General features: G+C 66.2%; 13 protein-coding genes. 3 read left to right on the top strand and 10 right to left on the bottom strand.

Going from position 1 to position 13,053, the window contains the following annotated elements:
- Positions 1-365 precede the first annotated feature (365 nt).
- The 6 genes from ACGFNJ_RS02935 to ACGFNJ_RS02960 all read right to left on the bottom strand — a co-directional run bounded on the left by ACGFNJ_RS02935 (position 366) and on the right by ACGFNJ_RS02960 (position 3,694).
- Complete coding sequence (locus ACGFNJ_RS02935; RefSeq protein ID WP_393442715.1) at positions 366-1,055, bottom strand: hypothetical protein; 690 nt, start codon at positions 1,053-1,055, stop codon at positions 366-368.
- Positions 1,056-1,095: 40 nt separating this feature from the next.
- On the bottom strand, positions 1,096-1,878 hold the full coding sequence (locus tag ACGFNJ_RS02940; RefSeq protein ID WP_393442717.1) for a hypothetical protein: 783 nt from the start codon (positions 1,876-1,878) through the stop codon (positions 1,096-1,098).
- A 10-nt stretch (positions 1,879-1,888) separates the two neighbouring features.
- Positions 1,889-2,704 carry an alpha/beta fold hydrolase gene (locus tag ACGFNJ_RS02945; RefSeq protein ID WP_393442719.1) on the bottom strand — a complete coding sequence of 272 codons (816 nt, stop codon included), beginning with the start codon at positions 2,702-2,704 and terminating at the stop codon, positions 1,889-1,891.
- A gap of 96 nt (positions 2,705-2,800) precedes the next feature.
- A complete protein-coding gene (locus ACGFNJ_RS02950; RefSeq protein WP_393442721.1) occupies positions 2,801-3,115 on the bottom strand; it encodes a hypothetical protein in 315 nt (104 codons plus the stop codon).
- A complete protein-coding gene (locus ACGFNJ_RS02955) occupies positions 3,112-3,357 on the bottom strand; it encodes a hypothetical protein (protein ID WP_393442723.1) in 246 nt (81 codons plus the stop codon). Before ACGFNJ_RS02955 ends, ACGFNJ_RS02950 begins: the two co-directional genes overlap by 4 nt.
- A gap of 112 nt (positions 3,358-3,469) precedes the next feature.
- Entirely contained in the window at positions 3,470-3,694 is a 225-nt protein-coding gene (locus ACGFNJ_RS02960; protein WP_393442725.1) for a helix-turn-helix domain-containing protein, read from the bottom strand.
- A gap of 196 nt (positions 3,695-3,890) precedes the next feature.
- Between ACGFNJ_RS02960 and ACGFNJ_RS02965 the strand changes: the two genes are divergently transcribed.
- The gene (locus tag ACGFNJ_RS02965; protein ID WP_393442727.1) at positions 3,891-4,109 is read left to right on the top strand and encodes a helix-turn-helix domain-containing protein; all 219 of its coding nucleotides are present in this window, start codon (positions 3,891-3,893) and stop codon (positions 4,107-4,109) included.
- Positions 4,110-4,286: 177 nt separating this feature from the next.
- On the opposite strand, the gene ACGFNJ_RS02970 is transcribed toward ACGFNJ_RS02965, so the two are convergent.
- Together ACGFNJ_RS02970 and ACGFNJ_RS02975 are read right to left on the bottom strand one after the other, a co-directional pair.
- Positions 4,287-4,547, bottom strand: coding sequence for a hypothetical protein (locus ACGFNJ_RS02970; protein WP_393442729.1), 261 nt, complete (start codon positions 4,545-4,547; stop codon positions 4,287-4,289).
- A gap of 256 nt (positions 4,548-4,803) precedes the next feature.
- The gene (locus tag ACGFNJ_RS02975; RefSeq protein ID WP_393442731.1) at positions 4,804-6,705 is read right to left on the bottom strand and encodes a VanW family protein; all 1,902 of its coding nucleotides are present in this window, start codon (positions 6,703-6,705) and stop codon (positions 4,804-4,806) included.
- A 333-nt stretch (positions 6,706-7,038) separates the two neighbouring features.
- Here ACGFNJ_RS02975 and gnd point away from each other — a divergent pair, with 333 nt between their 5' ends.
- A complete protein-coding gene (gene gnd, locus ACGFNJ_RS02980) occupies positions 7,039-8,067 on the top strand; it encodes a phosphogluconate dehydrogenase (NAD(+)-dependent, decarboxylating) (protein ID WP_393442733.1) in 1,029 nt (342 codons plus the stop codon).
- Between the two features lie 158 nt (positions 8,068-8,225).
- On the opposite strand, the gene ACGFNJ_RS02985 is transcribed toward gnd, so the two are convergent.
- Complete coding sequence (locus ACGFNJ_RS02985) at positions 8,226-9,560, bottom strand: lipase family protein (protein WP_393442735.1); 1,335 nt, start codon at positions 9,558-9,560, stop codon at positions 8,226-8,228.
- A gap of 1 nt (position 9,561) precedes the next feature.
- Positions 9,562-10,833, bottom strand: coding sequence for a hypothetical protein (locus tag ACGFNJ_RS02990; RefSeq protein ID WP_393442737.1), 1,272 nt, complete (start codon positions 10,831-10,833; stop codon positions 9,562-9,564).
- Between the two features lie 426 nt (positions 10,834-11,259).
- Between ACGFNJ_RS02990 and ACGFNJ_RS02995 the strand changes: the two genes are divergently transcribed.
- Positions 11,260-13,014 carry an SDR family oxidoreductase gene (locus tag ACGFNJ_RS02995; RefSeq protein ID WP_393442739.1) on the top strand — a complete coding sequence of 585 codons (1,755 nt, stop codon included), beginning with the start codon at positions 11,260-11,262 and terminating at the stop codon, positions 13,012-13,014.
- The last annotated feature ends 39 nt before the right edge of the window (positions 13,015-13,053 follow it).

A 13,053-nucleotide genomic window follows, 5' to 3' on the forward strand; every position in this document is an offset into this window, starting at 1 on the left:
CAGCGACCCTTCAGCAGACGCGGGAAACAGTCATTGATTGCCCATTGGTAACGGGTCATGCACCATGCAGATCTCGAATTTATGTCAACAAACCTGTTGTCCTGCCGTGTTTTCTACGCCCGTGGGGCCATCGCACGGCCGTGATCAGCACTCTTGCGTCCTGTGCAGCGGGTCGGCGGCACGCCCCTCATGCGTTGATAGCAAAATGATTCGACCATCCGGCAATCCTCAGGCATCACAAATGGAGGCGAGGCCACCGGATTGCAGCCTCAGCAATTCAAGGGTTATGGTGTGATTCACATCATATGGTGCATATGTAACACGCCAGTTGATCACGCCGATGTCGAATCGTATTTCCGCACAACTCAATTCGATATGGCGGCGCGAGCGCGGCGGCGAATCGGGTGGGCCAGATGCCCGTCGAGCACGTCGCCGACAAGATACAGCTCGGGCCACTCCGGCGCCCACGGGCCGGGCAACGGGGCGATCTTGCCTGCATCACGCAAGGTTTGGATCCGCCGGACGGTAAGAGATCGGAAGGGCTCGCCGAGTTCTTTTGCGAGCATGGCGATCCCGGACGCATTGAGCCGGTGCCGGCGCGCCTGCTCGAGTTTCCGGTCGTCCAGCACGGTCGGCGCGACGGGTGGACAAATGATCCATGCCGCGGCTTGCACCACCGAACGGATCTCCGGGAGTGCGCCTTCCGCTCCTTCGGTCATAGCGAGCGCGATGATATTGCGGTCGAGCCAGCGGGCCAGGCCGGGCGTGGAAGTGGCGCCTGTGTATGCGATGGCGCGTTGTTCACAGACCAGACGCACCCAGGCCACGAGCACCGCGTGCAGTTCGTCGGTGGCCCGGGACGCCGCGGGGTTGTAGGGCAGTGGCTGCTCGCTCGGCCTGCGATTCATCCGGTAGTCGCCGCGCGTGCTGAGGCGGGATTGCCGGGTCAGCGAGATGGCGAGATCTTCTGCCAGGTCTGGTATTTCGCGGAGCAATGCGGCGAGGGCGAGGATATCGGCGCGATCGAGGTAGAGGTGGTTCGGGTTCTCGGTCATCGGGAACCGACCGGCAAGGCACGGGTGGCGGCGGAGGTCGTCATGGTGTCGCTTCCTCTTCGGTGGAATGCCAGTGGTCGAGCGTGGTCGCGGTGTGGTGGTCGCAGCGCAGCACCGGCGGATCGGGGTTGACGGCGAGCAGTTCGGGCGGCGGGTTGCGCCACCCTGCGTCGTCGCACATCGGGCAATGGCGGGCGGCCTCGCGGCGGTGCACCGCGTCGGCACGGAGGTCGTTGCTGTGGGCGGCATCCCAGCGCTCCCTGGTGCGCCGCGCCTCGGCGCAGCCACCGCATGGCGGCGGGGCCGGGTGGTTTCGGTGGACGACGCATTGCCGGGGCGGGGGCGTGGATTGCCATCCCTTGGCAGTTTTTCCAAGGTCAGGGGCAGGGACAGGGGTTCCGGTTTGCTTGGTCACCGGTGCAGCAGGAGCTGAAGCCGTTGGGGCAGAGCTTGTTCGAGCAGGTGCCGAAGCATGTGCTTGCGCTCTTGCTTGGCGTGCCTGCCCCGAGACCTGTCCGCCTTTGCGGCCTGCGGCGGCTCGTTTGCGGCGTCGGTCTTCGATCTCGGCCTTCGACATCTGCCGTTCGGTCCAGTCGTGGAAGCGGTAGCCGCCATCCACAGCCGTCCACAGGCCTACTTCCACAAGCTTTTTCGCTTGCGCGGCCGAACCGAGGCCGCGCACGATCGCCGCAGGGACGAAGCCCTCGGTGAGCTGCTGCATCGACCAGGAGCCCGCACGCACCCACAGGCCCATCGCGGCGTTGCCTGCCGCGACGGCCTTGGGATGGAAACCGAGCTGATCGTCGACTTGGAACCAGGGCATCTCAGCGTGCTCAGCGCGCTTGCGACCCGCGAATGCGCGAGGCCGCCCCCTCGACCACCGCACGGTTGACCACCTCGGCGAGCCGCCGGGCGTGGCCGTGCCGGATGTAGTCGTCGGTGTGCCGCCCGTCGAACAGGTACCCGCGGGCGTAGGCGACGGCGCCACCCCAGGTGCGCCAGTTCGCCGGTGACCACCAGCGCTGCAATTGGCGGCTGGTCGCGACCTCGATGATGCTTCGACCCCAGCGCAGCATGGCTTCCGGGCTGGTCAGGCTGAAGTATGCGGTGATATCGGCGATCAGCCGCAGCGGGTTTCCCGCAGGCAAGGCGGTGATCGGATCACCTTGCGCGGCAACCCAATATGTTGGAACGTTCTCGATCCGACGTTGGCCGACGACGCCGTAGCCACCGGGATCGTCGCCGATGCACCGGCCTTGCGGGCGGAGCGGATCGGCGATGAGGGCGCAGGCCACCACCTCCAGGTGCGGATACAAACCCTGTCCGATATCCGCGGCCAGGTCACCCGCAATGGCCGCGCCTTGCGAATATCCCGCAAGCACTACCCGATTCGGCGTCGCCTCGACCGCCTCGATCAGCGCTTTCCTGCCGAGAGCGACGCTGTCGGCGAAGGCGACCCGACGACCGTAGTCGGCCGGATAGGGCACCATCTGGACTCGAAAGTGCTTGGTATCCAACGCCTCTGCGAATGCCGCGGTGACCGGATCCCCGTTCGGATTCCAGGTACCTCCGACGATCAGGACGTCGATGACCTCATCGACGGCGATCAGCTTGCCGAACAAACGGCGATACGGCCCGAAAACAGCCACGGGGACTTTCCTTTCGTGGACGACACGACCGGACGAGCCCATGACAGAGCACGCCCGCTCGACGTCGGACAGATGAGAATGGGAGTTGCGCTGGTATCAGCGGGCGGCGAGAAAGGCCGGACCTCGCCGTTCGGCGGATCCACAGTGATCGCAGGTATCTACTTGTGCGACAGGGTTTTCCAGTTTGAGGTTCGCCGGATGAGTGGCGATGGCGTAGCCGAGCTCGGGCCATACCGGATTGCGGTAGCCGTAGTCGACGTACACCATGCGGTGGTCGACGTCGACGATGACGCCGTGCTCGACACCACCGCGTTCCGGCGTCGCCGGAGTGAAGACGACGCGGGCGCCGATGTGCCTGCGGAACGCGTCGAGGGCCGGGTCTGCGCGGCGGGTCCGCGCCCTGCGGGTCATCGGAGGCCTCGCGCGGCGGGCACGCCTGCCGAACGCTGGGGCGTGGCAATAAGTGTCGTGCTGCGGACGCGGGCGTCGCGGGGATCATGAATGAGCACCAGGGCGACGGCATGCGCTTCCATGCCGGTGCGGTACGCCAAGTCCGGGGTCCCCGAACGCCAGGCGCCGAATCCGTCCAGTCGCGGCACGTTGCGCGCAACCTCATCGAGCGCCCGCTGAGCGGTTGCTGATCGATCGCTCATCAACGCTCATCCACCCTGCACGACAGAGTGATTCGCATCACAAAATGTTTGGTACGACACGCCGAAGGTCGTTGATGCGACTCGCCGAACGGCGACCCGGTAGGTGAAGAACTCATAACAAATCCCCGTCGTCGGGCAGCAGGTCGACGATGCGGCAATGCACTGCCGCGGCGATCCGACTGAGCTCGTCGACCGTGAACGAGCCGTGCGCGGCGAGCAGGCTGCGCAGGTCGGACGCCGGTAGCCCGGAACGCGCGGCCAGGTCCTCGGGACACAATCCCGCATCGGACATGGCGCGCCGCACTCGCTCGGCAACCACGTGGTCTAGGTGTTCCATACGGAGCACACTAAGGTCCGTTTGGACCTGTTGCAACTCATCGCAGACCGTTATGGGCGATATGCCCAGCTAGCTGGGGGTATGCGCGGCACGCCGAAGCACACTCCGTTCGGCATGTCGTTTGCCAGGTAGCCAATCGGACCTCAGAATGGTCCGTATGGGTGTGAAAAAGGTGGCTTCGGACATTAACCATGCAGTGGGCGCAGAGCTCCGCGCGGCCAGGGCTCGGCGCGCGCTGACGCGCCCCCAGCTCGCCGCGCTGACCGGCCTCGGCGTCAGCACTATTCAGCGCTTCGAGAACGGCGACCGCTCGCCGGACATGCAGCAGCTACACGCGCTGTGCACCGCACTGGACATCCCGATGCGGGAGTTCGTGACGGCCGCACTGCAGAACGTCGAACGCCCCGAGGAGTAACCCGGCACCACACACACCGACGACGTCATCCGATCCCGGCAGCGCGAAAGCGACTGCCCGAGAACGTGCGTCGAGATGACGTCGTGTGAAGGCTGTGAATGCCACAGAGACACCTAGTTGATCAACGTCAACCACCCAACCGTGCGGGCACCCCGAATGCCGCACGGCACGAAATCGCTAGGCGCAGCGCGGATCCGCGCCGCCGTCCACCACCGCTAGGTTCTCGAAGACCACGCCGGTGGCCGCCGTTGCGTACTGGAGAACCGCTTCGATCGGCTCAACCCCCAACGCCCACGCGGCGAGAACGACATCGCACAACGTTCCACTGCCCTGCACAACTCGCAAGGCGACGTCGCCCCCGATGGTCGCACCCAGCATGACTGCCGCGTCCGCTGCCCGCCCTGCCGCAAACGGTCTGACTGAGTCGATCTGCTCCACGACTGTTTCCCCTTCACTTTGCTCTACCTTGAGCCCCACTCCGAAACAGAACCGGACTGGCGTCCCGGAATCTGGCGTAGTTATATCCCATTCGCCGAGGGGTCGCTCACCAAAGTCCCCCTGCCGCACGATGTTTCACGGCCCCCCGTGCCAACCAGCGCCGCATTGAGAGATAGCTGCTTGTTCGCTACTTATTGGTAGAGTTCGCAGCGCGCCCTTTCAGCGAGTGCCGCGCGCGCCTCCAAAAGCTTTACACTCACTCACATTTCACGACGGGGATCGGATCGTATTTGACCGTCCGAGTCGCCCGGGAAACCTCACGACCGGTGCGCCGATCGCTGATCACCCGGGTGTCAGAAATTGTGAATCCGGGCGCCCCCTCGGAGGCGATGCAGTCCTTACCCTTCGGCAACTTGATCGTCGTCGGCTCGGTCGGCTTGCTCTTCTCGCCGGTGATCGATTCGACGTTGAGCGTCTTCGTCCCCCAAAGCCGCACGGTGACTTCCGAATCCGTGGTGATCGCCTCGATGAAGACACCATTCGGCGTGTTGTTGCGGAAGCGAAGATCGATCGCGCCGTCGAAGACGGTCGCCTCGCGCGCCGCCGGGTAGCGGGAGATGTAGTAACTGTGCTCGGTGTGCCCCGCGTCCTCCATACCCGCGAAATACGCGGCGTTGTAGAGGGTGGTGGCGAACTGGCTGATGCCGCCGCCGACGGCGGTGCTCGGCCTGCCGTGGTCGATGATGCCGGACTCCACATAGCCTTCCGCGGAGCCACGCGGCCCGGTGAAGTCGTTGAGCGAGAACGTGTCGCCCGGCTTGACCACGGCGCCGTTCACCTTCCTGGCGACGACCCGGATGTTGACACCGGACGGCCCGCTGAAGCCGTTGGTGGTGAACGACCCCATCGTCTCCACCACGTTGAGCCCCTGCGCCGCTTCGGTGGTCAGCTTCGGGTCGACCTTTTCGTAGACGGCCTGACCGGTCCGCTCCTGCGGCGCGGCCAGCAGCGCGGTGAACTGTTCGAAGGTCTTGGGCCAGTTGATTTTGTCGCCGATGACGGCGGGAACCACCGTAGGTTTGCCGCCGGTCAGCGCGAAGGTCGCGTCCTTGGCTTCGACCTCCGAGGCCGCCAGCTGCGGCGCCAGCAAACCGACCGCGATGTTCTGATCGACGGTGAGTCCGAGGCCGCCCTGACCGTCGGGCGCGAAGGAGACGACAGACGCGATCTGCTCCGGATCAAGCTTGGCGGCAGCGCCTTTGCCCGCGAAGGTGATCGGTGCGCGCACCGCGGGCTCGGCCACCTCACGCAACGCCTTGTCGACCGCCTCCGGCCGCACAGTGAGCGGCGCGGGATGCACCGGAAGATCGAGTACCGCACCGGCGATCCACTGATCGATGAGCTCGTCGCGGGCAGCGGCGATGTCGAGCACGCGGCCGGGCACCGGCGGCACGGCCACCGGTCGTGCCTTGTCGAACGCGATGGTGCCCTCGACCGAGGGCCGATCGTGCACCCGCAGCGCAGTGAGCTGGCGATCCAGTGCGAGATCGTCGACCGCGCTGGCCACCGCGACGTCACGGTTGCCGAAGAACGAGAGGAGACGGGTGACCGGATTGAGCGGCTGGTCGCCGATGCGGGCCCAGGTGCCGTCCCAGTCGACACCCAGGCCCGCCGCGGCGGGGACAAGCCGAGTCTGTACGTCACCGATGCGCAGCGGCAATTCCCGCTCCGACCTGGGGCCGAGCTCGGCACGCAGTTTCGCATCGGCCGCTGCGGTAGTCATACCGCTGACGTCCACACCCGCGACGACCGTCCCCCGCGGCACCTGTCCAGAAGACAGCGCCAGGTCTACGGCGTAGGCAATGCCGGCAACGGCGAGCACCGCGCCGACCGCGATCCCGACCCGAACAGCGGTGCGGTTCAACCGCTTCGGCGGCGGACCGGAAACGGGCCGACGCTGTCCGGCCGGGCGCTCACCGTGTTTGGCACGGTGGCTGGCCCGTGGAGAGTGTTGCAGCGGTTCGGTGGGTGCCGAGTCGCCGGACCATTCCGGTGGCCGGTTCGCCCCGTTCGCCTGGGCCGATTCGAGCAGCTGGCGTAGGCCGACCTCGCCTGCTGGTTGTTGGCCGCGGCGTCCGGTGCTCGACTGGCTCGTCACGAACCGTCCTCCCCGTTCGGTTGAGTTGGGACCCGCACCGTGCGAGTCTCCGCCAACGATAGTGCGCCCCGCCGACAACGTCAGCGGTGCACTGATGACCAGCAAATACCCTGCAATGTTCCGGAAGGCACATGCAAAGGCCCCGCGCAGTTGCCGGGTCGGGGGTCTGGCAACTACGCGGAGCCGATCTGATTATCGGAGCCGAGCACCATGCGTTACACAGCCGGACGAAGCAGGATCGAACCGACGCGAGACAATCGAACAGACCTCTCGCCACCAGGGCTCGCTAGGACGGACCTCCGGCGCGACCACATACCGAGGGAGATGGATGGCATGCAGCTGGGAATGATCGGCCTCGGCCGGATGGGCGCCAATATCGTGCGCCGCATCGTCAAGGACGGGCACACCGCCGTCGGCTATGAACGCCGCGCGCATCAGATCGACATTTTGCGCGAGGAGCTGGGCGAGAGCTTCCATGGCAGCACCGATCTCGCGGAGTTCGTCGCCGCACTCGAGACGCCGCGGGTGGTGTGGGTCATGATCCCGGCGGGTGCCACCGGCGCCGTCATCGACCAGGTGGCCGAGTTGCTCGAGGCGGGCGACATCGTCATCGACGGCGGCAACAGCCGCTATCACGAGGACATCAAGCGGGCCGAACAGTTGCGCCCCAAGGGCATCCACTACGTGGATATCGGAACCTCCGGCGGTGTTTTCGGCCTGAGTCGCGGTTTCTGCCTGATGATCGGCGGCGAGGCGGAGCCGGTGAAGTACCTCGATCCGCTGCTGAAATCCATCGCTCCCGGCGTCGAGGCCGCGGCGCGGACGCCAGGCCGGAGCGGCGAGCCCTCGTCCGCCGAGCAGGGGTACCTGCACTGCGGACAGGCCGGTGCAGGCCACTTCGTCAAGATGGTGCACAACGGCATCGAGTACGGCGCGATGGCCGCCTACGCCGAGGGCCTGAACATTCTGCACAAGGCCAACTACGGCGCCGAGCACTCGGGTGAGTTCTCTGCCGAGGAGACCCCGCTCGAGCATCCCGAGTACTACCAGTACGACATCGACATCCCCGAGGTGACCGAGGTGTGGCGGCGCGGCTCGGTCGTTGCCTCCTGGTTGCTGGACCTCACCGCGGGTGCGCTCTACGCCGACCCCAACCTCGATTCCTTCGACGGCAGGGTCTCGGATTCCGGGGAAGGCCGATGGACGGTCGACGCCGCGATCGACACCGGCGTTCCGGTGCCGGTGCTCGCGTCCGCGCTGTTCCAGCGGTTCTCCTCCCGCGGCGAATCGCTGTACGCGGACAAGATGCTCTCGGCGATGCGCCAGGCGTTCGGCGGGCACCACGAGCTGCCGGGGAAGTAGCACCGCCGCGGCTCCCGCAGGAAGCGGGAGCCGCGGCGGGTGTAGCTACCGACGGGTCAGAAGCCGGCGGCCTGAGCCAGCAACTTGGCGACCGCCAGCGGGCCGAACCAGAACAGGTAGTTGATTCCGTAGAGAAATGCCATGGCAGGCAGTTCCTTTCACTCGAAGGTGCTGTCGATCCAGTCGATCGTCTGCATGCCGAACAGGTCCGTGCCCCAGCCGTACATATCGGTGAGCATGCGGACCATGCTGCAGTTGGTGGGTTGGTAGGTCACCTCGGCGCCACCGGCCCGGTAGGTGTCGGCCAGATCCTTGGCGTCCTTGGCGGGCACCAGCGACATGAACGAGTCGTCGGCGGCGCAGGAGGTGATGGCCACCTTGGCTTTCGGCGTCCCCGAGCGCCCGAGGATGTTGTCCTCGAACGCGCGTTGGAACGCAGGCTCGTCCGCCGGGCCGAGACCCGAATTGAACAGGGTGTTGAGCGGCAGCAACGGCAGCCCGAAGTAGGCAGGCGTCTGGCACTGGGTGCGGAAGGCGTTCGCCAGCGCGATACCTGCCGGGTTCAGTTTCGCGTTGACCTGCATTTCCGGGTACGCGGGTTCCAGACCGAGCAGCGTCGCCAGCGCGAAACCGGACCCCACCGAACCGTCGGCGACCCGCATGAAGTTGCGCGGGTTGACGACCATCCCTTCCAGCAGCGCCGATTTCACGTTCAGCTCGGGCGCGTAGGTCGGCTGCAGTTCGGCGGAGAAGGCCGCGCCGACACCGCCGCCCGCGATGCCGAACAAGGCGACCTGCGCCTCGGGATTCAGCCCGGCGTCCCGATAGGCCAACGCCGCACGAACACCGTCGAGTTGGGCGTGCGCGGCGAACTTGCCCGCGAACACCGCGTGCGGGTTGCGATCTCCGTCGTTGCCGACATCGGAGATCATCACCGCGTAACCCTTGTCGAACATCAACGCGAGCGGGCCAAGCGCCGACCACGACGAGCCGTCGAGCGGATCACCGCCGGTCCACTGAGTGCTCGGATGACAGGACCAGCCGACGCTGTCGTTGGCCTCCTGATAGGAGATCACCTTCTTTTCCCCAACGGGCGCACCGTGATTGGGGATCATCACGATGCCGGTGCTGACCACCGGGGTGACACCGTCGATGCCGGTGGTCACGTACATCAGCTTGTAGGCCTCGATGTCGGGCGGGGTGATGCCGAGGAACATCACGTCGACCTTCTTGGCCTTCAACAGGGTTCCCGGCGCCTCGGTGCCCGTGCGTGGCGGCTCCTGATAGAACGGGTCGTTCGCGAGCAGCGCCTGGAACGCCTGGTCCGGCGGAACCGGTTGGGCGCCTTGGATCTGTCCGACGACGAAACCGTTGAACACCTTGTCCAGGCCGGGCGTGCCCGCCGGTTCCGGTTCCGCCGCAGCGGTTCCCGCGGTCAAGGTGTACAGCGTTGCCACGACGGCCGCCGCGACGGCAAGGGTGCGGTGTTTCATGTCAGCGCACCGCCGTCGCATCGACCGGGGAAACGTCGAGCTGCCTGGCCGCGGAGTCGAGCAGTTGCGGCACGTTGAACAGCGGGCGATGCGTCTCCATCTGAATCTCGTAGGGCGTGCGCATCACGGCTTCCAGTGCGGGCCAGTTGTTCTCGACCTGGAACTTGTACTTCGGCAGCAGCTCCGAGGTGATGTAGTCCCAGCGGGCATCGAAATCCGACCAATTCCATTCCGGCAGCGGCAAAGTCAAGATTCCCGGCCGCCCGTCGGCCATGGTGACCGGCATGCGCACCGGGCGGAACTGTCGCGGCGGCGCGACACCGGCGACCGACGGCGAGCCTGCCGCGCCGCTGGCGTAGGTGATCGCCTCGCCGACGCTGCCCTTGTAGTTGCGCGTCGCATCCCACTGGTCCCGGATCGCCCACGACTGTTCGCGGCGCAGCAAGGCCGCGTTGCCCGCGGCGATCCGGCCCTCGTCGCCGGAGGCCACGTCCTGCCAGGCCTGCATCACGTCGGCATCGAACAGCCCGGCCGCCTGGAACTCCGCCAGCGCGGGCAGACCGCCGGTGACGTAGGCGTCGTGCATCGGCATCAGGTCGGAGAAGATGTTCTTCTGCATCACCAGGATCATCCCGATGAGGTGGCGCAGATCGTCCGGGGTGATCTGCGAGCCCGCCTCGGCCAGCGCGAGCAGTCCGCGCGGAAGTTGGGCCACCGCTTGTGGTCCCGCCGCCTGGTCGACCGCGGCGACGACGCCACGCGCGGATTCGGACAGGCCTGGCAGCGCGTAGATGTTGCCCATCAGCTCGAAATCGACAAGACCGCCGCCGAAGTCGGCGCCGACCTGACCGCCCATGCCTGCCCACTGCAGCTCACGGTGGTTCAGCTGCAGGTTTTCGTAGTAGCGGTAGGAGTTGATCAGATTGACGCGGTTGGCCTCGACGCCGGCGCGCGGATCCCAGGAACGCAGGTCGATGCCTGCCTGGTTGGTCGCGTCGACGAGCCAGTATTGGTAGAGCAGGGCGGCGTATCGGGTCGGCGCAATACCTTGGGCGCGCGCCGCATCCAACAGCGCGCGCAGCTGGGCCGCGTCGTACGGGAGTTCTGCGTTGACGCCGCCGGGGGCGACCGAGGCATCCCGGTTCACCAGCGGCAGATCCAGGTAGCGGTCCAGCTCGCCGACGGCTCCCGCCGGGGCCGTCGACCCCAGTCCGAGACCGATCGCGGCCGCCAGAGCCAGTGCCGTGGCGCGCAACGCCATACCGATACGCATCAGCTGTTCAGCCTTCCTCTACTTGCACGATTCGAAGAGTTCTTGAATCTGAAGAGATGTCCTGTCAGTAGCTGTATGTCGATATGGCACACCAATAGCGCCACAGCGACTACCCGACTCCGCTAGCAGAGTAGGTGACGTGCAGGTAAACACAGAGATCAGACCCGCCGCAATGAGCCATGCAACAAGTAGTAGGCGGCCGAATAAAATCTGTAACATCAAAGTTGCCTGCTAGTAGCTATAAAATCAAGCCGTCGACGTGGCAAATTCACCGACAATGTGAATTGGAATTCATGAGATAACTCACAAGCCCGACAAGCGGGACAGTCGACGCGACCAGGGGCTACCCGAATCGCACCGTCTCAGACAGAATGGACCCAGAGCTACGGACCGCGACCCGCGCGGACCGGATAGTGGGGTGAATCCATGGCCGAGAAGCATGTGGTCCGCAATGGCGACGTCGATATCGCCGTCTACGAGCAAGGCAATCCGGCGGGACCGACGGTCCTGCTGCTGCACGGTTGGCCGGACTCACATCACCTGTGGGACAACGTCGTTCCGGAGCTGAGCACCCGATTCCGGGTATTGAGTGTGGACAACCGCGGCCATGGCGAATCCACCAATCCACCTGGCACCTCGGCCATTTCGACCACCACATTGGCCGCCGACTACATTGCGGTGATCGAGGCACTCGGCAACGGCGCGCCGGTGCACATCCTCGCGCACGATTGGGGCAGCGTCGCCAGCTGGGAAATCGTCTGCGGCCCCGAGGCGCAACGCCTGGTCGCGTCCTTCACCTCGGTGTCGGGGCCGAGCATCGCGCACGTCAGCACCTGGGCCCGCGACCGGCTCTCCCGGCCGACGCCGCGTAATATCGCGCTGCCGCTGGCCCAGCTCGGGTCGTTCGCCTACTCGACCTTCCTGGCATTGCCGGTACTGCCGAAGCTGGTGATCAAAGCCGGGGTGAGCGAACAGCGCTGGCGCGCAGCACTTTCCGCTGCCGAGGGGGCCGCGCCGGAGGACATCCACCTCGGCCCGACCTTCACCGCGGACATGGCGAACGGCCTGCGCATCTACCGGTCGACCTGGGCCGCGAACCCGTTGCGGTCCCGCGAGGCGTTCACCACGGTCCCGACGCAGATCATCGTCGGCACCCGCGATCCCGCAGTGCGCCAGTCGAGTTACGCCGACGAGGACCGCTGGGCCGACCAGGTCTGGCTGCGCGTGGTGAAAGGCGGGCACTGGCTGCCGTTCTCGCATCCACGCCTGCTCGCATCGGCGACCGTCGAACTGATCGACGCGGTGACCGGGGCACCGCAGGCCAGGGCGCTGCGCCGGGCGCGAATGGGCGTGCCGCGCACGCCGTTCGAGGACCAACTCGTCGTGCTCACCGGCGGCGGCAGCGGCATCGGCCGGGCGACCGCGCTCGCCTTCGCCCGCGACGGCGCGGAGATCGTGGTGTCCGACGTCAACGGCATCGCGGCCGAGGCGACGGTGGCGCTGATCGCCCAGGCGGGCGGCGTCGGCCACGCCTACGAGGTGGACGTGTCCGACGAGACCGCGATGCGCAAGCACGCCGACGGCGTGCTCCGCGAACACGGCGTGCCCGACATCCTGATCAACAACGCGGGCATCGGACAGGCCGGGCGCTTCCTCAACACCCCTGCCGATGACTTCGACCGGGTGCTCGATGTGAACCTGCACGGAGTCGTCAACGGCTGCCGGGCTTTCGGCGCGGCCATGGTCGAGCGTGGGCTCGGCGGGCACATCGTCAACCTGGCAAGCATGGCGGCCTATACCCCGCAGCAGGCGTTCAGTGCGTACTCGACGAGCAAGGCGGCGGTGTTCATGTTCTCCGACTGCCTGCGCGCCGAAATGGCCGAGCACGGAATCGGTGTCAGCACGATCTGCCCCGGCGTTGTGCACACCGCTATCGTCCGGAACACGAAGATGTCCGGCGTCTCCGCCGAAGAAGAGCAGCGCAGACAGGAGCGCTACGACCGGCTCTATCGGCTGCGGGGATACGGCCCGGACAAGGTCGCCGCGCAGATCGTCCGGGCGGTGCGCAAGAACAAGGACGTCGTCCCGGTGACACCGGAAGCCAAGGCGCAGTACCTGTTCGGCAGGATCGCCCCCGGCGTCGTCCGATTCGCCGCAGCCCGAGCGAGTTTGGTGCGCTGACAGACGACGGAGGCGGTACCCGGTCGTCTAGACCGAGTA

The organism is Nocardia sp. NPDC049149 (assembly GCF_043197455.1).
GTDB lineage: Bacteria > Actinomycetota > Actinomycetes > Mycobacteriales > Mycobacteriaceae > Nocardia.